We start from the raw sequence: 21,809 nt of genomic DNA on the forward strand, positions 1-21,809 counted from the left end.
GCCGAAAAAATTATCTATAATTTGCGACGAGAAAGCGGAAGCTTTGGCGGCGTGATGAAAGGAGGTGGGGCAACCGGGTGGAGCGGGTCGAAAAACACCGGAGAAGCCCAGCCGCGCCCTTGTTTCTCGGGTGCGGTACGCCCGATTTCGGAAATGGGAGCTGCGACCGATTGATTGGTGATTGTTGCCCCGTCCCGGCGGTTTCCAGATTCACTCACGGTCAAAAATACAACCAGAAGGGCATTCGTTAACGGAAACTCTCCATCTGGGTGCTTGCGAACTTTGCTCGTCGATAAAATTATAGATAATATCAGATTCTATCTATTTCGCGTTTGCGATGACCTGGAGGACGAGCCGAAATGCTGGACGGAACCCTATCAACTGGCGCTAATTTTACCCCGGGCGACGCGGGCGAAGCCCGCTGGACCCAAGCGGAAGCTGAAAAAATCTATAATTTGCCGTTCAACGATTTGCTCTACCGCGCACACACGGTCCATCGTGCGCAGTTCGATCCCAACGCCATCCAGATGAGCCGGCTGCTCTCGATCAAGACCGGAGGCTGCGCCGAGGATTGCGGCTATTGCAGCCAGTCCGCCCACTATCCGACCGGGCTCAAGGCATCGAAGCTGATGGAGGTCGAGCGTGTGCTTGCCGAGGCGCGACAGGCGCGCGACGGCGGTGCGACGCGCTATTGCATGGGGGCCGCCTGGCGCAGCCCGAAGGACCGCGACATGGACGCGATCGTCGCCATGATCGGCGGTGTGCGGGCGCTTGGCATGGAAACCTGCATGACGCTGGGCATGCTGACGCCGGACCAGTCCGCACGGCTCGCCGAGGCCGGGCTCGACTACTACAACCACAATGTCGATACCTCAGAACGCTTCTACGGCGAGATCATCACCACCCGCAGCTTTGCCGATCGGCTGGAGACGCTCGCGAATGTCCGCGACGCCGGCATCAAGGTCTGCGCCGGTGGCATTCTCGGCATGGGCGAAACCGCCGACGACCGGATCTCCATGCTGGTGACGCTCGCCAATCTGCCGGTGCCGCCCGAAAGCGTGCCGATCAACATGCTGATCCCGATCCGGGGCTCGAAGCTGGCCGATGCAGTGCCCGTCGATCCGATCGATTTCGTCCGCACCATCGCGCTTGCCCGCATCCTGATGCCGCTATCGCATGTCCGGCTCTCGGCCGGCCGGACCGACATGAGCGACGAGACGCAGGCGCTCTGTTTCTTCGCCGGCGCCAATTCGATCTTTGTCGGCGAAACCCTGCTGACCGCCGACAATCCCGGCGAGGACCATGATGCGGCGCTCTTCCGACGCCTGGGGTTGAAGCCGATGGCTCCGGCGGCAAGGCAGGATGCGGCCGAATGACCCTGGGTCTGTTTGCGCGCTATGAGAAGACGCTGGAGGGCCTTGATCGCAAGGGCCGCCGGCGCGCACTTGCCCCCGCTGGCGGCCTGGATTTTACCTCGAACGACTACCTGGCGCTCGCCGCTTCGACGCGGCTGAAGGCGGCGATAACGGGTGCCATCGCGCGCGGCGTGCCGGTCGGCTCCGGCGGCTCACGGCTGTTGCGCGGCAATCACGAAGAACACGAGGCACTTGAGGCGGAAGCGGCCACCTTCTTCGGCGCGCAACGAATGCTCTTCTTCGGCAGCGGCTACGCCGCCAATGCTGCCCTGTTTTCGACGCTGCCGCAGCGCGACGACCTCATCGTCCACGATGCCCTGATCCATGCGAGCGCCCATGAAGGCATCGCTGCGAGCAAGGCCGATGCGGTTGCGGCAGCGCACAACGATATCGACGCCTTTGCCGATGCGATCGGCCAATGGCGCCGCGCCGGCGGCACAGGGCGCCCGTGGATTGCCGTCGAAAGCCTCTATTCGATGGATGGCGATCGGGCGCGGCTCGCCGACCTCTTAGCGCTTGCCGCGCAGCATGACGGCTTTCTCGTCATCGACGAGGCGCACGCGACCGGCGTCTTCGGGCCGGAAGGTCGCGGTCTCGCCGCTGAGCTGGAGGACCGGGAGAACGTCGTCATGCTGCATACTTGCGGCAAGGCGCTCGGTGTTTCCGGCGCACTGGTCGGAGCAAGCGCCGTGCTTTGCGATTATATCGTCAACCGCGCCCGCAATTTCATCTATTCGACCGCGCCCTCGCCACTCATCGCGGCCGCGGTGCGTGAAGCGCTCGCCGCCCTCGTCGACGAGCCGGAACGCCGCGCCGCATTCGACGGCCTCAGGTCTTTCGCCAACCGGGCGCTCGCCGAGGTGCTCGGCATCGAAGGCAGCGGCTCGCAGATCCTGCCCATCCCGATCGGTGATAACGGCCGAGCGGTCCGCATCGCCGCCCGTATGCGCGCCGAGGGTTACGATGTCAGGGCAATCCGCCCGCCGACGGTGCCGGAAGGCACTGCGCGTCTTCGGATCGCCATCACCCTCAACGTCGACCGGGCCGCAATCGTGCAGATGCTGCAGCAGTTGAAGATCGCGATCGCGAAGGAGCGGCCATGAAAACCCGTATTGTGGTCACCGGTACCGATACCGGCATCGGCAAGACCATCTTTTCCGCGGCGCTTACCGATGCGCTCGACGGTTGCTACTGGAAGCCTGTGCAGTCAGGGCTCGACGAAGAAACCGACAGCGAGACCGTCGCCCGGCTCGGTCGGTTGTCGTCTGACCGCGTCCTGCCCGAAGCCTACAGGCTCGCAACACCGGCGTCGCCGCACCTGTCAGCACGGATCGATGGCGTCACCATCGACCCGGAGCATCTTTCCCCGCAGGCGGTGGAACGACCGCTGGTGATCGAAGGCGCAGGCGGGCTTTTGGTGCCGCTGACGGAGCACACGGTCTTTGCGGATGTCTTTGCGCGCTGGTTGATCCCGGTGGTTGTCTGCGCTCGCACCGGGCTCGGCACGATCAACCACACCCTCTTGTCGCTCGAAGCGCTGCGCCGCCGCGCCATTCCCGTTCTCGGCGTCGCCTTCATTGGTGACGCGCAGGAGGACACCGAAGCGATCATCACGCGCCTTGGCGGGGTGCGCCGGCTCGGGCGGCTGCCGCGGCTCGACCCGCTGACGCCCGACCGCCTGCGCCACGCCTTCGCCGAGAATTTCAACATCGCCGATTTTCGAGGGATGCCGGCATGAAGAGCTCCGCCGTCTGGTATCCCTTCACCCAGCATGCCCTCGAACCGGCGATGCGCCGCATCGTCGGCACCGAAGGAGCGTATCTCGTCGACGAAGATGGCGCGTCGATCCTCGATGCGATTTCGTCCTGGTGGGTTATCACCCACGGCCACCGTCACCCCACGATCATGGAGGCGATCCGCAGGGCTACGGAGACCTACGACCAGATCATCTTCGCCGAATATACTCACGCACCGGCGGAAGACCTGGCGCGCGGGCTGATCGAGATCGCACCGCCCGGGCTCTCCCATGTGTTTTATTCCGATAGCGGTTCGACTGCGGTCGAGGTCGCGCTGAAGATGGCGCTCGGGTTCTTCCACAACAGCGGCCAGCCGCGGAGCCGGATCTGTGTGCTGGAGCATGGCTATCACGGCGACACGATCGGCACGATGTCGGCCGGCGAAAGAGGCGTCTTCAATGCCGCCTACGCGCCGCTGCTCTTCGCCGTCGATCGCCTGCCCTTTCCGGAGCCGGGCCGGGAGCAGGCAACGCTCGACGCCTTCGAACAGGCTTGCGCTTCCGGCGAGGTTGCCGCCCTGTTGATCGAGCCTCTGCTGCTTGGCGCCGGTGGCATGAAGACCTATCCGGCTTCCGTGCTGTCCGAGCTGAAACGCATTGCCGAACGGCATGGCAGCCTGCTGATCGCCGACGAGGTGATGACCGGTTGGGGGCGGACGGGCAGCCTGTTTGCCTGCGAGCAGGCCGGGATCGCGCCCGATATTCTCTGCACCTCGAAGGGGCTGACCGGCGGCGCGCTTCCTCTGGCCGCGACGCTTTGCACCTCGGAGATCTTCGAGGCGCATCTTTCGGTCGACCGACGCAAGACCTTCTTCCATTCGAGTTCCTACACGGCCAACCCGATCGCCTGTGCCGCGGCACTTGCCAATCTCGCCGTCTGGAGACAGGAGCCGGTGGGCGCGCGTATCGAAACCTTGGTCGCGCGCCAGCGTCGACATCTGGCGCGCTTCGCCGACGATCCTCGCTTCGTCGACGTTCGCCAAATCGGCACCATTACAGCCCTCGACCTCACGGTGCCGTCCGGCGGCTATCTCGCCGAGGTCGGCCCGCAGCTCAGGGCGTTTTTCCGCAAGCGTGGTTTGCTGATCCGTCCGCTCGGCAACGTCATCTACCTGATGCCGCCCTATTGCGTCACCGATGCCGATCTCGGGCGGGCCTATGACGCGATCGACGAGGCGGCGTCGCTCTTCGGGGCAGGGCAGCTATGAGGCTCGTTCGCTCATCCCGGATCGTCGGTTTCGGCCATGCGGTGCCGGAGCGGCGTGTCGCCAACGGCGAAATCGAGACGACGCTCGGGCTTGAGCCCGGCTGGATCGAGCGCCGCACCGGCATTCGCGAGCGGCGCTGGGCCGCGTCTGAAGACACGCTGTCGGGGCTTGCAGCAAAGGCGGGCGCAATGGCGCTCGAAGATGCCCGCACCCCGGCCGCCAATATCGCCCTGGTCCTGCTTGCGACCTCGACGCCCGATCACCTGCTGCCGCCTTCAGCACCCCTGCTCGCCCATCGTCTCGGCCTTTCCAACGCTGGTGCGATCGACCTTGCCGGCGCCTGCTCGGGTTTCCTCTACGCGCTGACGCTTGCCGATGGTTTCGCGCGGGCTCAGGGAAAGCCGGTGCTGGTGGTGGCGGCCAACATCTTGAGCCGCAGGATCAATCTGGCCGAGCGGGCGAGCGCCGTGCTCTTTGCCGATGCGGCCGGCGCCGTCGTCGTCGCGCCGTCCGATGACCCGCAAACCGGCCTCGTCGGCGTTGACCTAGACGCCGACGGCAGTCGCTACGATCTGATCTCGATTGCCGCCGGCGGCAGCAACAGGCCGTTTTCCGCCGACACCAGGCCCGAGGATCTGCTGATGACAATGCGTGACGGGCGCGAGATGTTCGCGCAGGCGGTGGAGATGATGACGGCCTGTGCCGTGAACGCCATGGGCGCCGCCGGCTGCGTGGCCCCGGACATCAGCCGCTTCGTGCCGCATCAGGCCAATGCCCGCATTTTCGACGCCGTCTGCGATCGTCTCGGCATCGCGCCGTCGAAAACGGTGCGCACGATCTCGGACTACGGCAATTCGTCGGCCGCGACCATCCCGCTGTCGCTATCGCTGGCGCACCGAGAAAAACCCTTCATCTCCGGCGAAAAGCTGTTGCTGACGGCGGCCGGCGCGGGGCTTGCGGGAGGGGCGGCAGTGCTCGCGATCTGATGACGCGTCGACGGCAGCCACGCCGCGTAACCCGGGGCGCGCGCCGTGATGTCAGGGTGTTGAGGGCGCGGCGCAAGAGCCGCGTTTCATCAGCATTGGCTGCAGCTTGTATTCCTCTTGCAGCGCATGGCTGCCGAGCACGCCTTCGAGTGCCAGCCGGGCGATCTCGTCGATCGGCTGGCGAATGGTGGTGAGCCGCGGCAGCACCAGCGAAGCCAGAGGAATGTCGTCGAAGCCGACGATCGAAAGGTCGTTCGGGACCCGAAGCCCCATGTCGTCGGCGGCGCGCAGCAAGCCGATTGCCTGCTGGTCGCTGGCGGTGGCGATCGCAGTCGGGCGACTTGCTACGGGTTGCGTCAGCAGCTGCTTACCAAGTTCTTCACCTGAGCGGTAGTCGAAGTGCCCCTCGACGATCTGCGGCGGAACGTAGTCGCCTGGGTGGCTTTTCCGGAATTCCTCGAGCCGTTGAACGAAACCGCCGCGGCGCTCGCCGGAGACTTCGGTCGTGCCCGGACCGCTGATATAGCCAAGCCGACGATGGCCGAGCGAAAGCAGGTGGTCCGCGGCGAGATAACCGCCCTGACGATTGTCGACGGAGACGAGCGCATGGCCGCTCAAGGGCCGGTCGACGGTCACCGTGCGCGTGCGCGACGCCAATCCATCGGCGAGGCTGTTGCTGACGGGAACGAGGATCAGCCCGGCCGGCAACCGTCCGAGCAGGGTTTCAATTTGCTGCTTCTCGGCGTCCGGGTCGTCATGGGTGTTGGCAAGCAGCACCGAGTAGCCTTCGGCGGAAGCCAACATCTCCACCTGTTTGGCAAGCTCGGCAAAGAAGGGGTTGGTGATGTCAGGCACGACGAGGCCGATAATGTCGGTCTTGGCGAGCCGGAGGCTGCGACCGAGAATGTTCGGTCGGTAGCCGATCGCGTCGATCGTTGCTTCGACCTTAGCCCTGATGTCCTCGCTCACCGTCTTGTTCTTGGCAAGCACACGCGAAACCGTGCCGACGGACACCCCGGCGCGCTGGGCAACATCCTTGATCGTCGGGTTCAAACGGTCGGCTCCCTATCACGTTCGCTGCATCGATCAGGAGGGTAAAATCATGCAACGGATCAAAGTCTTACGCCAGCGACCGCGGGTCCGCCCGACGGCAGCTGGCCTTCCTCTTAGATCAGAGAATGCCGCGAACCGGTAGCGGCTTCCAGCACAAATTTCTCAGCGATGAAACGTTTCATATTGACAGCGATACCGCCTTTCTATCTTCTAAAGGTCGAAGCGGGCCACGCATGTTCATGTGATGAAACGTTTCATTGATGGTTGGAGGACCATCTTTTCACCGGAGGAGAACCCATGAAATTTTCCCTGTATGCGTCTATCGTCGCACTTACCGTTGCCACCGCATTGCCGACACTTGCCATGGCTGCCGATAAACCCGTCGTCGGCCTCGTCATGAAGTCGCTTGCAAACGACTTCTTCAAGAACATGCTGGAAGGCGCCGAAGCACATGCGCAGAAGCGTGGCGACTACGAGCTTAAAGCCATCGGCATGCAGAACGAGACCGACTTCGAGAGCCAGCTGAATGGCGTCGAGAACTTCATTACCCAGGGCGTCGATGCGATCGTGATTGCGCCGGCCGACTCCCGCGCCATGGTCGCGCCGCTGAAGAAGGCGATGGATGCGGGTATTGTCGTCATCAATTTCGACGTTTCGCTCGACGAGCAGGCAAAGAAGGATGCCGGCGTCGATCTGGCCTTCGTCGGCCCTGACAATCGAGGCGGCGCCAAGATGGTCGGTGATGCGCTCGCCAAGGATCTCGGCGCCGGCGGTAAGGTCGTGATCCTCGAGGGCAATCCGGGCGCCGACAATGCAGCGCAGCGCAAGCTCGGCTTCGAGGATGCGATCGCGGCAGGCAAGCTCGATCTTCTCGATTCTCGGACGGCGCATTGGGAAACGGAAGAGGCCAATTCCGTCTTCTCGACCATGCTGACGGCGCATCCCGATATCCAGGGTGTGCTCGCCGCCAACGATTCCATGGCGATCGGTGTCGTCAAGGCGCTCGACGCGGCTGGCCGAAACGACATCAAGGTCGTCGGCTTCGACAATGTGCCGGCGGTAGCCCCCATGCTGAAGGACGGCAAGCTTTTGGCGACAGTCGACCAGTTCGGTTCGCAGATGGCGGCGAACGCAATCGACAAGGCGCTCGAAGTCGTGGCCGGCGGGCCCAAACTCGAAGGTTGGGTGAAGACCGACATCGAGCTCGTGACCAAGGACAACGTGAAATAGCTCTGAGACCGCGCGTGCGCACCGGGCGCTGCCCGGTGCGCTTCGGCAAGGACAGCATCCGCCGCAGGCCAATGGTTTGCGTGCGCAATTGCTGCGTTTCAAAAGGGCCAGGTCATGATGAACACGCAAACCGTGCAGGCGGAAGCGGCTGGCGTTTCGATGCCGCCGGTTCTGGAACTGCACGATGTTAAGAAGGCCTTCGGGGGTACCAAGGCACTGAACGGCGTCAGCCTCTCCATTCAGCCGGGCGAAGTGCACGGCCTCATCGGCGAGAACGGTGCCGGCAAATCGACTTTGATCAAGGTTCTCTGCGGTATCGTCCGTCCGGACGAGGGCGCAATCAATCTTGCAGGCCGGGCCTATGCGCCGGCCACGCCCCGGGAGGCCAAGGCCAACGGTCTCCAGGTGGTGCACCAGGAATTCAACCTTCTGCCCCATCTGTCGGTGGCGGAAAACATCTTCATCGAGCATCTGCCGCGCAATGCGTTCGGCGTCGTTAGACGGCAGGAGATGCATGCCGGCGCACGGGCCGCACTCGACGCCATCGGCCTCAGCGACATCGACGTGCGCTGGCCGGTCGCGCGCCTCGGCATCGCCCACCGACAGTTGGTCGAGGTGGCGCGCGCGCTGATGACGGAAAGCCGTATTCTCATCCTCGACGAGCCGACGGCGACGCTGACGTCGCGCGAAACCGAGCGGCTGTTCAAGATCGTCAGCGACCTTCGCCGTCGCGGCGTCTCGATCGTTTTCGTGTCGCATCATCTCGACGAGGTCTTCCGCATCTGCGATCGGGTGACGGTGCTGCGCAACGGCGAGACGGTGTTCTCGCGGCCGATCGTCGAGACCAATCAGGACGAACTTGTGCGCGCCATGGTGGGCCGCAAGCTGCAGCAGCAGATGGCGAGCGAAGTGGTCTCGTTTGCTCGGCCGGCACAGGCGTTGTCGCTTGCCCGGTTTCGCCCGCCGCAATCGCCGCATGCCGAGGGCATTTCACTGCACCTGCACAAGGGCGAAATCCTGGGGATCGCCGGGCTTGTCGGCTCCGGCCGCACCGAGCTTCTGCGGGCGATCGCGGCCGCTCAACGGCCGCTCTCCGGTGAGCTCTTCCTTGAGGGGAAGCGCGCCTCCTTCCACTCGCCGCGCGAGGCGATCAATGCCGGTATCGGCTTCGTGACCGAGGACCGGAAAGAGGAAGGCCTGATCCTCAACATGCCGATTTCGGCCAATGTCACGCTCGCGTCCCTCTCGGACGTCTCGCGTGCCGGCATCCTTGACAGGAAGGCGGAAATCGAAGTGACGGAACGGCTCGGCGCCGAGCTCAAGCTGAAATATGGCGGACCCGGCAAGAATGCCGCGACGCTCTCGGGCGGCAACCAGCAGAAGGTGGTGCTCGCCAAATGGCTGGCGCGCACTCCGAAGGTACTGCTGCTCGACGAGCCGACACGCGGCGTCGACGTCGGCGCCAAGGCCGAGATTTATGCCCTGATCCGCCAGTTCGCCGAACGTGGCTTGGCGCTGTTGATCGTCTCGTCGGAGCTGCCGGAACTGATGACCCTGTCGGACCGTATCCTCGTGATGTCGCAGCACCGTGTCGTCGGCGAGCTGTCGCGGCCGGAATTCTCCGAAGAACGTATTCTGCAATTTGCCTACCAGGGCGAGCAGCAACAGGCGAGGCAGTAAGATGCAAGCACTCGAAAAGACACAAGCCGGCGAAACCGTCCATGCCCGCCAGCTGCCGGGCTGGTCGCCAAAGGTGCTCCTGCGCGATGCCGGCATCGGCTTGGCGCTCCTGCTTTTGATCCTCTTCTTCTCGGTCTCGACCGAGCACTTCCTGACGGCCAACAACATCTCCAACATCCTGACGCAGATCACCATCAACCTGATCCTCGCCGTCGGCATGACCTTCGTCATCCTGATCGGCGGCATTGATCTTTCCGTCGGCTCGATGCTGGCCTTCTGCGCCGTCGTCGGCGGCACGGTGTTGACGATTCCCGATCTCTCGGTGTTCCAGGCCGTGGCGCTGGCAACGCTCGCCGCTGTCGGCACCGGCGTCGTCTGTGGCTTCCTGAATGGCTGGATCAGCGCCTTCTGGGGGCTGCCCTCCTTCATCGTCACGCTTGGCATGCTGAACATCGCCCGCGGTGCCGCGCTGCAGGTGACGGACGCACGCACGATCTATTCGTTTCCGCCGAGCTTCAACGCCTTCGGCTCGCAGATGATCTTCGGCATCCCCGTCGTCTTCCTGATCGCGCTGCTGCTCGTCGCGATCGCCTGGTTCGTACTGTCAAAGACGGTGTTCGGCCGGCTGCTCTATGGCATCGGCAACAACGAGGAGGCCGTGCGTCTCGCCGGCCATTCGCTGATGTTCTACAAAGTGGCGGCCTTCACGATTGCCGGTGCGCTCGTCGGCATCGCCGCCATGGTCTACATGGCCCGCCTTAACATCGCGAGCCCGATCATCGGCATCGGCTTCGAGCTGAACGCGATCGCCGCCGTCATCATCGGTGGCACCAGCCTCAACGGCGGCCGCGGCACGGTGATCGGCACCCTGCTCGGTGCCTGCATCACTGGGGTGCTTGCCAACGGCCTCATCCTGTTCGGGCTCAGCGATTTCATGCGGCAGATGATCACCGGTGTCGTCATCATCCTCGCCGTCATCATAGATAAATATCGCGAACGGCTGACCGGTATCTAAGACCGGGAGCCACGTGCGGACGGATCGCCGCCCGCCGCAATCGACGAAACGCGGTGAAGGACAAGGTGGTCGGGTCGATAGACCCGCCCGCGGGGATCTCTGCGGCCTGGTTTTCACGCAGAAGCAAATGGGGAAGGTTAGGCTGATGCTCAAGAACATCGATCCGGCGCTGAACGCCGACGTGCTGCATGCACTACGCTCAATGGGACATGGAGACCGGATCGCGATCGTTGACGCGAATTTTCCCGCCGACACGATCGCCCGCCACACCCGGCTCGGCCTACCGCTGCACATTGCGAATGTCTCGGCCGCGCGTGCGGTGCGCGCCATTCTTTCCGTCATGCCGCTCGACACGCCGCTGCAGCCCTCGGCGGCGCGGCTGACGCCGGACGGAGAGGCGGGCGAACTGCCGGACGTCCAGCGCGAGGTGCAGGCCGAGCTCGTGCGTGCGGATGGTATTCTTTCGAAGATGTATGCGATCGAGCGTTTCGCCTTCCACGAGGAAGCGAAGCGCGCCTATTGTATCATCGTGACGGGCGAGGCGCGCCGCTTCGGCAGCTTCCTCTTCACCAAGGGCGTGGTGCCGCCGGCCAGCCACTGGCACGAGGCCGTCGCCGGGTGAGAGCCACCTTGGCCGCCATCAAAGGGTCGCAAGCTCCCGATTGGAAAGCACGCCATCATTGGCCCGCCTTATCTCGACCTTCCGTTCGAGCTCGGCGACGATGTCTTCGCTGAAATCGATCGAGGTCAGCTCGGCGATCTCGGGCAGGGCGCCGGGCGTGAAGACATTGACCTCCACCAGCTTGTCGCCGACGACGTCGAGGCCGACCAGGAACATGCCGTCGCGCACCAGTTTGGGGCGCATCTCTTCGGCGACGGCAAGCATCGCCGGGGTGACGACGGCCGCGGCGGGCCGGCCGTTGACATGCATGTTGGAGCGCAACTCGCCTTCCGCCGGAACGCGCCGCACGGCGGCATAGGTGTCGCCACGCTTGAGCGGCCGGCCGTTCATCAGGAACAGGCGGACGTCGCCCTCCGTCGCCGCCGGCAGGTATTCCTGCGCGATCACATAGCCCATCTCGCTGACGGCCTCGAAGATCTGGTTGAGGTTCGTCTCATGGCTGGAGCCGACCTTGAAGACGTTCTTGCCGCCGGAGCCCTGCAGCGGCTTCAGGATGACGCCTTCGGGATGGGCGTCGAGGAAGGACCGGACCTCCTCCATGTGTTTCGTGATCAGCGTGGTTGGACGGACGACCTCGGGAAAACCCTGCAGATAGAGCTTGTTCTGTGCTGCCGCCAATCCGTCCGGGTCGTTGACGACGATCGCACCGCGCTCGGCGGCGAGCCGCCCGAAGATGATGCCGGCCTGGGTCGCCCAGGGACGCGTTGCGGCATCCTCCGAGGGGTCGTTGCGCAGAAAGAGGATCTGGATATCCGTAATGTCCAGGACCTCGCGCCGCGTCGCATCACCCCGCAGTGCCGCAATGAAGGTTTCAGCCTTGCGCGGCTTTGCAGTTCCGAGAGAAAGCGCATGGATGATCAGGCGGCCGTCGGGTGTCAGAACGAAATCGCCTGGCGTGAGGTAGACGATCTCATGGCCGCGGGCGAGGGCGGCGAGTGCCAGCGACGTCGTCGCATAGAACGTCTCTTCGCCCTCGATGGAGTTGACGAGAAAGGCAATGCGCATTCGGTTTCCTACTCTGAGATCAAGTCGAGCGGGGACAGTCCCCTTTGGGCTCGCTGAAGTCGGTCGCGCGCTTTGACCTCATCGAGAAAGATAGGGCGGAGCGCTGCGGTACCAAGGAGGCCGCGCAGGCTGAGTTCCTGGATCGCGCCGAAATGCGAGGCGGCGATCTTGCCCATCCAGAACGGTTCGAGAGTGCCGCCGCCGGCGAGGTGATCGAGAAGCTGCAAGAGGCCGCGCAGGTAGATCGCGTCCTTGACCAGCCCGCCGCCGCGATAGATGCGCAGCGTGATGTTGAAGGCCTCGGTGGCCGCAAAGCCATGACCGTCGACGAGCAGCCGGTAGGTCTGCGGAAAGGGTGCGCCGTCGAGCATGGCGGCGCAGCCGACGACCCGTGCCGCCAGCACGCGCAGCCGGTCTATCGTCATGCCGGCGCTCAGATATTCGGCAAAGACCGCGAGCCCCTCCTGCATGCCTTCGTAACCGGCCAGTCCGGAGCGAAGGATACGCAGCCCCTGGGCCGAACCGTTGAAATAGGTCAGCAGATGCACACCAATCTCGTGGTTGAGCAGCGCCTCGACGCGATCGGCGTCGAGCGCGGAACTCCTGGCGATCAAAAGCTGGCCGCGCGAAACGAGCAAGCCAGCCGGCAGGTCGTCGCGAATGTCGACGGAGGCGGAAAAATCGGCCGACTGGCGCCGATAGGCCGATATCATCGCCTGGGCGCGCTCCCTTATGTACTCGCAATCGCGCCTGTCTGCGGCCGAAGACCGTGCATCGCGGTCGGGTGCAGTGCGCGCCAGGATTTCGGAGGCGGCGTCATGAAGCGTGGCTTCCACCGGGCCATAGAGGGCGCGACCGAACTCGACGAAGGTGCGCGTCTCCCGCGCCGAGATCATCGACAACTGCAGATCGACCTCCTGCTGCTTTTCCCGGTAGAGGGCGTAGAGCAGCGGATCTTCGAGATGTTCGAAGTTGAGGGAAAAGAGCTTCCGCTTGGCCGTCTCGATCTGCAGCGTCAGCGGCCGGTAGTAGAGACGCGGACTCTTGGAGAAGCCGCCCGAAGCGAACTCCGTCCAAGCGGCTTCGGCGTTGATTGGCGTCACCGCCAGAAGGAAGTCGAAGCTGGAGGCAATCTCGTCGATGCCGCGGTCGGCGCGCACGACGGCATCGACGAAGGCTTTTCGGCCGAAGGCGCGGTGCGTCGGCAGCCGAAAACTGTCCGATTTTGCGCGGGCGAAAGCAGCAACGGCTCTTAGCCCCGCGTCGAAGATGCTCGCGACCAGCCGCTCGCGCAGTTGCGGATAGATGCGGCGCGTTCCCGGCTCGCAGTAGATCGGCGCGAAGCGCACCGTCAGGTGTGGGGTGTCGAGCGCAAGCGCCTTTCGGCCTGTCGCTGTCGCCGCTGGGCGCTCGACGAGCGTCACATGCGGTGTGCGGAATTTTCCTTCGATCGTTGCCGCCGTCTCGATCAGGGCCTTGGCGGCGACCTGCTCGGCGGCACGCGCGCCGGCGACCACCTCGATCAAAAAGGGCGGCAGGAAGGGCGCGTCCTTGGCCGGCGGTTCATCGCTTTCGAGCTCACCGAATTCGAGCACGATGAAAAGGCCGAGTCGCTGTTCGATTACGCCCCCGACACGTTCGATGATTGCGGCGGCGGTATCGATGTCGGGCGCCAGTAGATAGGCGGCGTTCGCCTGGGCGATGTCGCGCGCCACCGGCTGTTGGTGCTCGGCGGCGATGTGCACGCAGAGGAAGGGAACGAGGCGGTCGATGTGCAGCCGTCCGCCCTCGCCGAAATCGCGCCGCACGGCGCGGCCATCCGTCAGCCGGCCGATGGCTTCGTCGAGCCAGGCCGGGGCCGGACTTACGGGCGTCGCTCTCTCCTCCGTCATCGCTGCCTCGCCAACGTTTCGGTCAGGATCGGGACGAGGGAAGAGACCAGTGCCCGCAGAGAACGAAGCGCCCGGATATCCGGCTTGCCGGTCCATTCGTCCATGAAGGTCTTCTTGAACTCGATCGCGATCGCGCAGCCGGTCTCGGGAAAATGCTCGTGGATGAAGCGCGTCTGCTCTCCGCGTCCTTGGAAGGCGACGTTCTCGCGTACATCCACCGGCCGGCCGTCGATAGAGGCGGTGCCGAGCGCCGACATCAGCGTATCGATGACGCCGGCCCATCTGAGCCGATCCATCGAGGAGGTCCCGATGTTGATTTCCGGGGCTTCGTCGGGAGCCGCAGGCGCGGCGTCCGGTCCCTGTCGCCGGTGGTTGTAGCTGTGCATGTCGAGCACGATGAAGCGACCGTGGCGGCGCTCGATCGCCGTCAGCATCGAATGCAGCATGGCATAGTAGTCGTCATGGACGGCGAGGGACGCCTCGATCATCTCGACGGGCGGATGTTCCCGCCAGACGGAAAGGCCCCAGGCTTGCGCCGGCTGAAGATAGACCGCGCCCGTCCGGGCACGGTTGAGGTCGACCTCGAAGCGGGACCTGTGGACGACGATGCGGTTGGCAAGATCGCGGATGACGAACTCGGTGAACGGATCCTCCTCGCGCAGCCGTTCCTCGTCTGTCAGGGCGGTGAGCGCGCGGGCGTCGCTGCGCATCGCGTGCCCGTTGTGGATCGCCGTGCCGACGATCGGCCCATCGCCGCGGTGTGCGGTCCACCAGGTGGTTTCGCTGGCTGAGCGGAACTGTTCCGTCGGCTCGCTTTGCATCTTCGCTCCCGCACTCCCTCGCTCTGGTCGCTACGGGGGTGCAACTCCCCGGTGGCCCGAAGGGTTCCAGAACGGGAGAAATTTCCGGGGCGGTCGAGACGCAAGGCCACCCCGCTTCGACAGCCGCCCTCAACGTTTTTGTTGGCCGATCTCGCCGAGAATCCACTGGCGGAAGGCGCTGATTTTCGGGGCGTTTCGCCGGCTTTCCGGATAGACCATCCAAAAGGCCTGGCTCTCGTCGCAGAGCAGATCGAAGGGCTGGATCAGACGCCCGTCGGCGAGTTCCGCGGCAAAGAAGGCCGGCGTCAGGATCGCCACGCCCTGTCCGGCCGCGGCCGCATTTCCCTCATAGACTTGGGCGCCCATGCTGGAGCCGGCCCGGCTCGCAAGCCCTTCCACCGGCACGTTGGCGGCGGCAAACCACTGCGCCCACCAGGGATCACCGGGGTCGAGAAGCGGCAGGCGCAGGAGGTCGGCCGGTTCCTTCACGCCACCGATGCTGGCCGCAAGGCCTGGGCTCAACATCGGCGAAAAATCGGCGTTGATCAGACGGTGGGCGGCAAGTCCCGGCCACTCGCCGCGGCCTGAGCGAATGCCGATATCGACCTCCTCGCGACTGAAGTCGACGAGATGCGGCTCGGTTTGAAGTCGCACGGCAAGCGAGGGGTGAGTGATCTGAAACGAGCCGAGGCGCCGCGCCAGCCAGTTGGAGGCAAAGGTCGCGATCGTACTGATGACCAGTGTTCCCTGGGCGCCGCCGCGCGCGGTCACATAGGCTTCGCTGAGCTGCTCGAAGACCTGCGTCACCACCGGTGCAAGCCGCTGGCCGACCTCGGTGAGCGCGATCTGGCGTGGGCGGCGGAGGAACAGGGGTGCGCCGATCCGATCTTCCAGCACCTTGATCTGATAGCTCACCGCAGCTTGCGTCATGCCGAGTTCGCTTGCGGCATTGGTGAAACTTCCATGGCGCGCGACCGCCTCGAAGACCCGTATCGCCGTCAATGGGGGAAGCGGAAGTGTCTTATGCATCAAATGGCCTTATGCATGGTGACCGATATTCGATTGGAAGTTGATGCCGTCCACAACCATTTTCAAGGTCCGTCCATTAGACGGATTGATGAAGAGGATGACGGCTATGACAACTATTCAAGTACGTAGTTTTTCGTCGACAAACGATTTTTCCGTCGGTTCCTGGCTGGCGCTCCTGTTCGCGAGGAAGAGCCGGACGACCGATGTCGTCGACGTCAGGGATCTGTCGGATCACCTGAAGCGGGATATGGGCTTTCTCGACGGCAACCGCCCCGACGGGCACGACCTCCCGACCGCATGATTTCGCCCAACCGTATGATTTCAAAAGACCCGCGCGGACCTCCCACCGCCCGGGTCTTTTCTTGCCCGCGACGCAGCGTCGTCGCCCGGCGGAGCAGTTTTCCACGTCCCGCCCGCTCTTTGGGTCAGAATTCCTTTAATCTACTGTTTAAGTGGATAATCTCGGTGGTGTCGGCCGGCGCGAGTTTGCGGCGGCCGCCTGAGATGAGGTCCATGATGAGCATGTTGCGGCAATACGAGCGTTTGAGTGCAATCCGCGAGGTCCTGCAGGGCCGGCTGGAACTGCACGAGGCACGCGATTGTTTTGGTTTCGACGATATCGAGGATGGCACGGTCCATGAGCTTAAGGATCGCATTGCCGAACTCTCCGATGAGATCTCGACCTTGAAAAGCCGCTGCGGACGCTATCAAAGCTTCGGCCGTCAGTGACCAAATCCGCCAACAATTACCTGAAGTGACGACGGCACGCCGTCGATGAATGGAAATCCCCATGACATTGCATGTAAATTCCCGCGTCGCAGATTATGCGATCAACCCGCTTTTTCTCGAGCGCTGGTCTCCGCGCGCCTATTCGGGTGCCGAGATTTCCGAGCCCGAGCTGTTCGAGATTCTTGAGGCTGCTCGCTGGGCGCCGTCCGCCTACAATGCCCAGCCTTGGCATTTCGTCTATGCGCGCCGCGGCAGTGAAGGCTGGGAGAGGCTGCTCGGTCTCCTGAACGAGTTCAACCGGAGTTGGGCGGCGGAGGCATCGGCGCTGATCTTCGTGCTGTCGAAGACTTCACTGTTGCCGCCCGGCGGTAGCGAAGAGGTGGCGTCCTACACCCATTCCTTCGATGCCGGTGCCGCCTGGGGTGCGCTTGCGCTGCAGGCAGCGCATTCCGGCTGGCAGGCGCATGGTATGGCCGGTCTCGACTATGAGCGCGCGCGAACGGAGCTCGGCGTGCCCGAGAACTATCGGATCGAAGCGGCTGTCGCGATCGGGCGTCTCGGCGACAAGACGCTGCTTCCGCACGCGCTGCAGCAGCGCGAGCAGCCAAGCCCGCGCAAGGCGCTGTCGGAGATCGTATCCGAAGGCCGGTTCGTGGCCGGCTGACCCGTCAAACGAGGGGGCGGGCAAGGCTTGCCGGCTTGCCCCCTCAGTGGTCGTCGGTCTCATCCCGGCTAGTCTCATTCAGCGCCTGCACGGTGACCGCAGCGACGAGGCCGGTCAGTACGATGCCGGAAAAACCGATCACCAGCGCCAGCACCCGAGCGCTCAGATGCTTCGGCGTGATGTCGCCGTAGCCGATGGTCAGGCCCGTGACGAAGGTGAAATAGAACGCTTCGTCGAGCCGCCAGTCTTCGATGCGGCCGATGACGACGCCGGTTCCTGCCATTACGATCAGGATTGCTGAGAAGATCGGCCAGAGCAGCTGAAGCTGCTGGTAGAGATTGGAGAAGAACCGGCGTCGCATTCTCTTCGTCTGCCGCCGGCGTTGAGATTCCGCCACGCAATCCTCCCTCTCGCGGATAGGCCCGGAAGGCGAACCAGCCACGCCCCCAGGACGGTCGGCCCAAGGCTCGCTTGCCGCCGTCGAAATCCCTTCGCGAACGCACCGCCGCCGCTCTGAAGATAGCCCTGAGTCGGGTCGGCTTCCAGCGCCTGTTTTCCGGCCGGCAAACGGGATGCGATGCCGTCAGTTGCATTTCTTGCAACCGCTTTGGCCGAGTGCTATCGCTTTAGAATAATCTCATGAAAGCTCCTGCCAAAGGACAACCCGGATGGCATCGCATGAGCATTCACTTGCCGGCGACGGCCGCTCTCTCTCCGCTGGCCTGCGGCTCGACGTGATCGCAGGTCTTACGGCCGCCGCCGTGGTCCTGCCCAAGGCGATGGCCTATGCCACGGTCGCCGGCCTGCCCGTCAGTGTCGGCCTCTACACCGCCTTCGTGCCGATGATCATCTACGCGCTTCTCGGCACGTCGCGCGTTCTCAGCGTCTCGTCGACCACCACGCTTGCGATCCTCGCCGGCACGCAGCTCGGCCTTGCCGTCCCGGATGGCGATCCCGCCAAGCTGCTGACGGCGACCGCGACGCTGACGGCGCTCACCGGCGCGCTACTGTTCCTGGCATCGCTGCTGCGTTTCGGCTTTGTCGCCAATTTCATATCGTCGCCGGTGCTGATCGGCTTCAAGGCCGGCATCGGCCTTGTCATCGTGCTCGACCAGGTGCCGAAGCTGCTCGGCATTCACATCACCAAGGAAGGCTTCTTCCGCGATATCCTCAGCATCGCCGGGCACCTGTCCGAGACATCGATGCTCACGCTCGCGATTGCGGCTGCGGCTCTGGTGGCTTTGCTTGCGATGGAGCGCCTCTGGCCGCATTCGCCGGCGCCGCTTCTGGCGGTGGCCGCGGGCATCGCGCTTTCCTGGTTCGCGGGTCTCGCCGCGCTCGGCGTTTCCACCGTCGGCTTCATCCCGCAATCGCTGCCTTCGCTGACACTTCCGAGCCTGGGTCTTGTTCAGGAACTCTTGCCGGGCGCGCTCGGCATCGCGTTGATGAGCTTCACCGAGACCATTGCCGCCGGCCGGGCCTTTGCCGCCCCGTCCGACCCGCCGATCCGGGCGAACCGCGAGTTGCTGGCGACGGGTGCCGCGAATTTCGGAGGCGCCTTCTTCGGTGCCATGAGTGCCGGCGGCGGCACGTCGCAGACCGCCGTGGTGCGAGCGGTCGGCGGCCACAGCCAGATGGCGTCTCTGGTCACCGCGGCGGCTGCGGCTGCGACCATGCTGGTCCTCGCGCCGCTGCTCGGCCTGCTGCCGCAGGCCGTGCTTGCGGCGATCGTCATCGTCTACTCGGTCGGGCTCATCAAGCCCGCGGACTTCCTCTCCGTCCGCAAGGTCCGGCTGATGGAGTTTCACTGGGCGTTGGCCGCCTTTCTCGGCGTGCTGTTTTTCGGCACGCTGCAGGGGATCATCGTTGCAATCGTGCTGTCGTTCATCGGGCTCGCGCGCCAGGCGGCCTCGGCGAAGGTCTATGTTGTCGGCCGCAAGCGCGGCACCGATCGGCTGCGGCCGCTCTCGTCCGCGCACCCCGATGACGAGACCTTCGAGGGGCTTTTGATCCTACGCCCGGAGGGTCGGCTCTTTTTTGGCAATGCCCAGCAGGTGGCCGACCAGGCGCAGATGCTGGTCGCAAAGCAGAAGCCCAGAGTTGTCGTGCTCGACATGAGCCGGGTTTTCGACATCGAATATTCGGCGCTGCAGATGATGATGGAGGGCGAGCGCCGCATCAGTGAACACGGCGTCACCGTCTGGCTGGCCGAGCTGAACCCGGACGTGCTTGCCTATGTGCGCGCATCCGGCTTTGCCGATCAGCTCGGCCCTGACCGCCTGTTCGTCAATACCCGCACGGCGCTCCAGCACTATCTGGCCGGCGCCGCGCAGGCGTAAAGCAATTCCAGGAAAAGGGCACAGCGGTTTTCCGTCCGGAATTGTGCTCAGAAAATGAGCTATTCCGCCATCATCTCGCCCGTTCCGCCGAAGGCCGGCGGGAAGTCCCGATACTTCGGCAGGCCGTCCTTCATCGGCAGCACCGTCTCCTGATAGTTGACGTGAAGCATCGGCTTGAAGGCAAGCGACGGGATTGCCGCTGCAAAGACGTCGGTGACACCCCAGAGCGGATGTTCGGTCATGAGATGCCCGCCGCAGGCCTTGCACCATTTGCGCACGCTCGTTGCCGTCTTCTGGTAGCCAACCAGATTGTCCGCACCCTTGACGATCTTGACCTTCTCCGGTGGCCAGAGCGTGAAGGCGTTGACCGGGCCTGCCGACCAGCTTCGGCAGGAACTGCAATGGCAATAACCCATGGCGGCCGGATCGCCGCTCACTTCGATCTCGACTGCGCCGCAGAAGCACTTTCCGTTGAGGCTGCCGTTCGCTGCCATGACTTTCTCCTTTCGGTTCTTGTCGCCCGGAGATCTGGCTCTTGCTGATAACCGGCGTGAACCCTGCCTGAGGGTCTCACTCTGAGCCCTGAGGTCAACGCCTCCTTTCGAGCTAGTTGCACTGCTGACGGCCTCGGAAATTAAAGATGAGTACAATACTCATATTTGTTGTGCGCACCGCACGGGCGCGCTAATGAACGCCGGCGCTGCCTCGTCTGCACCGCGCCCTGTCTCTCATCTTCGCTCTGCCGACGGCTCCGGATCGGCCCTGAAACCTATCATGCCAGAGAAATCATCTTCGCATTTGATGCTCGACGACGCGATCGTCGCCTACTACGACGAGCTTTGCGCGATGACGCGGCGGCGTGGTCACCAGGCGGCAACCGCGAACGAGGTCGTTCACGAGCTTTATGTTCGGTTGGTCGATCGGCGCACGCCGCTTGAGGGCAAGTCGTCGCTCAGGGCGTTTCTGCGCCGCGCCTGTGCCAATCTCGGTATCGACCGGCTGCGGCGCGACCGCTTCGAGTTCAAGCTTTTCTCCGGTAGCGAAGAAGACGCTCTGGCTGTCGCCAGCGATATCACTGCGCCTGATGCCAACATCGATCTTCCCCGGCGGCTGGCGATCCTGAAGAGGGCGATCATGGACATGTCGCTGCAGCGGCGGCGCGTCTTTCTCGCAAGCCGCATCGGCAACCTCACCTCGGACGAAATCGCCATGCGCACAGGGATCAGTCGCAACATGGTCGACCGGCATCTGCGAAAGGCCTATCTGCATTGCCTCGACCGGTTGGAGGAGGTGTTGTGACGGCGCGCGACAGGAGGATGCGCGAGCAGGCGGTGGATTGGCTCGTCCGCCTAACGGGTGATCCCGACGATGAAGCGTTGCAGCTCGCCTTCGAACGCTGGCGCGCGGAGGATCCTGCCCATGCCGAGATTTTTGCGCGCGCTCAAAGGGCGATCGGTGACGCATCGCTCTTGATCCGGCGCGAACCGGAATTCGCCCAAAGGGCGGTGAAGCGGACAGGGACGCGGCGAAAAACCGCAACAGCGCTGGCGGCCATCGTCAGCGTCGGCGCCGGCATTTTTGTTGCGCTCGACGGCGCCCTGTGGATGCAGGCGGACGTCATCGCCGGCAAGGGTGAAAGGCCGATTCTTACCCTTGAGGAAGGCTCGACACTGCAGCTCAACGCCCAGTCGGCCGTCGCCTATCAGTTCACTTCCGCCGAGCGGCGGATCGTGCTGCTGCGTGGCGAGGCCTTCGTCCAGGTCGCGGCCGACAGCCAACGGCCCTTTGTCGTTAAGGCCGGAGGCGGCACGACGACGGCACTCGGGACGGCATTCGACGTCAACCTCACCGACGACGGCACCAGCGTCACCGTTCTCGAACACGCCGTATCGGTCGCGACGGACGCGGCAATGCCGCCGCGCCGCGTCGCGGTCAACGAGCAGGTCAGCTACGACCATGACGGCCGGCTCGGCGATGTCACGCCGGTCGATCCATTCGTGGCAGCAGCATGGCGGCAGGGGCGCCTGGTTTTCGAGGAACGCACGATCGCGTCCGTCGTCGAGGAAATCGGGCGCTACGTTCCCGGCAAGATCCTGATCGCCGATGCCGGCGTCGGCGCCAGGCGGGTGTCCGGCAGCTTCGATCTCTCCGATCCCGTCGGCGCATTGCAAGGTCTTGCCGAAGCCTTCGACGTCAAGGTCACCCGGATCGGACGCTACGTCACGATCCTGCGCTAAAAAAATCGAGGACGAGGTGTCCCTGAACC

22 protein-coding genes are annotated in these 21,809 nt (G+C 64.0%); 15 read left to right on the top strand and 7 right to left on the bottom strand.

The window, feature by feature from the left end; genetic code table 11:
- The first annotated feature begins 359 nt into the window (after positions 1-359).
- The 5 genes from bioB to ASD01_RS25645 are packed head-to-tail and all read left to right on the top strand — an operon-like array spanning position 360 to position 5,404.
- A complete protein-coding gene (bioB, locus tag ASD01_RS25625) occupies positions 360-1,376 on the top strand; it encodes a biotin synthase BioB (RefSeq protein WP_082584690.1) in 1,017 nt (338 codons plus the stop codon).
- Entirely contained in the window at positions 1,373-2,518 is a 1,146-nt protein-coding gene (locus ASD01_RS25630; RefSeq protein ID WP_060644565.1) for an 8-amino-7-oxononanoate synthase, read from the top strand. The genes bioB and ASD01_RS25630 overlap by 4 nt, the downstream gene beginning before the upstream one ends.
- Positions 2,515-3,153, top strand: coding sequence for a dethiobiotin synthase (gene bioD, locus ASD01_RS25635; RefSeq protein ID WP_060644566.1), 639 nt, complete (start codon positions 2,515-2,517; stop codon positions 3,151-3,153). Before ASD01_RS25630 ends, bioD begins: the two co-directional genes overlap by 4 nt.
- Positions 3,150-4,418 (top strand): adenosylmethionine--8-amino-7-oxononanoate transaminase, encoded by a 1,269-nt coding sequence (locus ASD01_RS25640; RefSeq protein ID WP_060644568.1) that lies wholly within the window; start codon positions 3,150-3,152, stop codon positions 4,416-4,418. The genes bioD and ASD01_RS25640 overlap by 4 nt, the downstream gene beginning before the upstream one ends.
- Positions 4,415-5,404 carry a beta-ketoacyl-ACP synthase III gene (locus tag ASD01_RS25645; RefSeq protein WP_060644570.1) on the top strand — a complete coding sequence of 330 codons (990 nt, stop codon included), beginning with the start codon at positions 4,415-4,417 and terminating at the stop codon, positions 5,402-5,404. The genes ASD01_RS25640 and ASD01_RS25645 overlap by 4 nt, the downstream gene beginning before the upstream one ends.
- A 51-nt stretch (positions 5,405-5,455) precedes the next feature.
- On the opposite strand, the gene ASD01_RS25650 is transcribed toward ASD01_RS25645, so the two are convergent.
- On the bottom strand, positions 5,456-6,457 hold the full coding sequence (locus ASD01_RS25650) for a LacI family DNA-binding transcriptional regulator (RefSeq protein WP_060521906.1): 1,002 nt from the start codon (positions 6,455-6,457) through the stop codon (positions 5,456-5,458).
- A gap of 297 nt (positions 6,458-6,754) precedes the next feature.
- On the opposite strand from ASD01_RS25650, the gene ASD01_RS25655 reads away from it, so the two are divergent.
- The 4 genes from ASD01_RS25655 to ASD01_RS25670 all read left to right on the top strand — a co-directional run bounded on the left by ASD01_RS25655 (position 6,755) and on the right by ASD01_RS25670 (position 11,004).
- Positions 6,755-7,687 (top strand): sugar ABC transporter substrate-binding protein, encoded by a 933-nt coding sequence (locus tag ASD01_RS25655; RefSeq protein WP_034798471.1) that lies wholly within the window; start codon positions 6,755-6,757, stop codon positions 7,685-7,687.
- A 117-nt stretch (positions 7,688-7,804) separates the two neighbouring features.
- Positions 7,805-9,367 (top strand): sugar ABC transporter ATP-binding protein, encoded by a 1,563-nt coding sequence (locus ASD01_RS25660; protein WP_060644784.1) that lies wholly within the window; start codon positions 7,805-7,807, stop codon positions 9,365-9,367.
- A gap of 1 nt (position 9,368) precedes the next feature.
- Complete coding sequence (locus ASD01_RS25665; protein WP_060521908.1) at positions 9,369-10,382, top strand: ABC transporter permease; 1,014 nt, start codon at positions 9,369-9,371, stop codon at positions 10,380-10,382.
- Between the two features lie 145 nt (positions 10,383-10,527).
- Positions 10,528-11,004 (top strand): RbsD/FucU family protein, encoded by a 477-nt coding sequence (locus ASD01_RS25670; RefSeq protein ID WP_060644571.1) that lies wholly within the window; start codon positions 10,528-10,530, stop codon positions 11,002-11,004.
- Positions 11,005-11,022: 18 nt separating this feature from the next.
- Here the strand turns inward: ASD01_RS25670 and ASD01_RS25675 are convergent, their stop codons facing one another.
- The 4 genes from ASD01_RS25675 to ASD01_RS25690 all read right to left on the bottom strand — a co-directional run bounded on the left by ASD01_RS25675 (position 11,023) and on the right by ASD01_RS25690 (position 15,811).
- On the bottom strand, positions 11,023-12,069 hold the full coding sequence (locus ASD01_RS25675) for a glutathione synthetase (RefSeq protein WP_060644573.1): 1,047 nt from the start codon (positions 12,067-12,069) through the stop codon (positions 11,023-11,025).
- Positions 12,070-12,077: 8 nt separating this feature from the next.
- Complete coding sequence (locus tag ASD01_RS25680) at positions 12,078-13,961, bottom strand: flavohemoglobin expression-modulating QEGLA motif protein (protein WP_060644575.1); 1,884 nt, start codon at positions 13,959-13,961, stop codon at positions 12,078-12,080.
- A complete protein-coding gene (locus ASD01_RS25685) occupies positions 13,958-14,782 on the bottom strand; it encodes an N-formylglutamate amidohydrolase (RefSeq protein ID WP_034798477.1) in 825 nt (274 codons plus the stop codon). The genes ASD01_RS25680 and ASD01_RS25685 overlap by 4 nt, the downstream gene beginning before the upstream one ends.
- 129 nt (positions 14,783-14,911) lie before the next feature.
- Positions 14,912-15,811: a LysR substrate-binding domain-containing protein gene (locus ASD01_RS25690; protein WP_034798479.1), complete on the bottom strand. Its 900-nt coding sequence runs from the start codon at positions 15,809-15,811 to the stop codon at positions 14,912-14,914.
- A 106-nt stretch (positions 15,812-15,917) separates the two neighbouring features.
- On the opposite strand from ASD01_RS25690, the gene ASD01_RS25695 reads away from it, so the two are divergent.
- The 3 genes from ASD01_RS25695 to ASD01_RS25705 all read left to right on the top strand — a co-directional run bounded on the left by ASD01_RS25695 (position 15,918) and on the right by ASD01_RS25705 (position 17,204).
- Positions 15,918-16,112 (top strand): hypothetical protein, encoded by a 195-nt coding sequence (locus ASD01_RS25695; protein ID WP_034798505.1) that lies wholly within the window; start codon positions 15,918-15,920, stop codon positions 16,110-16,112.
- Between the two features lie 164 nt (positions 16,113-16,276).
- Positions 16,277-16,540 (top strand): hypothetical protein, encoded by a 264-nt coding sequence (locus tag ASD01_RS25700; protein ID WP_309142281.1) that lies wholly within the window; start codon positions 16,277-16,279, stop codon positions 16,538-16,540.
- Between the two features lie 61 nt (positions 16,541-16,601).
- Positions 16,602-17,204 (top strand): nitroreductase family protein, encoded by a 603-nt coding sequence (locus tag ASD01_RS25705; protein ID WP_034798482.1) that lies wholly within the window; start codon positions 16,602-16,604, stop codon positions 17,202-17,204.
- 43 nt (positions 17,205-17,247) lie between these two features.
- Here ASD01_RS25705 and ASD01_RS25710 read toward each other — a convergent pair whose 3' ends face one another.
- On the bottom strand, positions 17,248-17,565 hold the full coding sequence (locus ASD01_RS25710) for a potassium channel family protein (RefSeq protein WP_034798484.1): 318 nt from the start codon (positions 17,563-17,565) through the stop codon (positions 17,248-17,250).
- A gap of 307 nt (positions 17,566-17,872) precedes the next feature.
- Between ASD01_RS25710 and ASD01_RS25715 the strand changes: the two genes are divergently transcribed.
- Positions 17,873-19,543: a SulP family inorganic anion transporter gene (locus ASD01_RS25715; RefSeq protein ID WP_034798485.1), complete on the top strand. Its 1,671-nt coding sequence runs from the start codon at positions 17,873-17,875 to the stop codon at positions 19,541-19,543.
- Between the two features lie 59 nt (positions 19,544-19,602).
- On the opposite strand, the gene ASD01_RS25720 is transcribed toward ASD01_RS25715, so the two are convergent.
- On the bottom strand, positions 19,603-20,037 hold the full coding sequence (locus ASD01_RS25720; RefSeq protein ID WP_034798487.1) for a GFA family protein: 435 nt from the start codon (positions 20,035-20,037) through the stop codon (positions 19,603-19,605).
- A gap of 280 nt (positions 20,038-20,317) precedes the next feature.
- Between ASD01_RS25720 and ASD01_RS25725 the strand changes: the two genes are divergently transcribed.
- Entirely contained in the window at positions 20,318-20,842 is a 525-nt protein-coding gene (locus ASD01_RS25725) for an RNA polymerase sigma factor (protein WP_034805426.1), read from the top strand.
- On the top strand, positions 20,839-21,780 hold the full coding sequence (locus tag ASD01_RS25730) for a FecR family protein (protein ID WP_060644576.1): 942 nt from the start codon (positions 20,839-20,841) through the stop codon (positions 21,778-21,780). The genes ASD01_RS25725 and ASD01_RS25730 overlap by 4 nt, the downstream gene beginning before the upstream one ends.
- The last annotated feature ends 29 nt before the right edge of the window (positions 21,781-21,809 follow it).

This window comes from Ensifer sp. Root423 (genome assembly GCF_001426275.1).
Taxonomy (GTDB): domain Bacteria; phylum Pseudomonadota; class Alphaproteobacteria; order Rhizobiales; family Rhizobiaceae; genus Ensifer; species Ensifer adhaerens.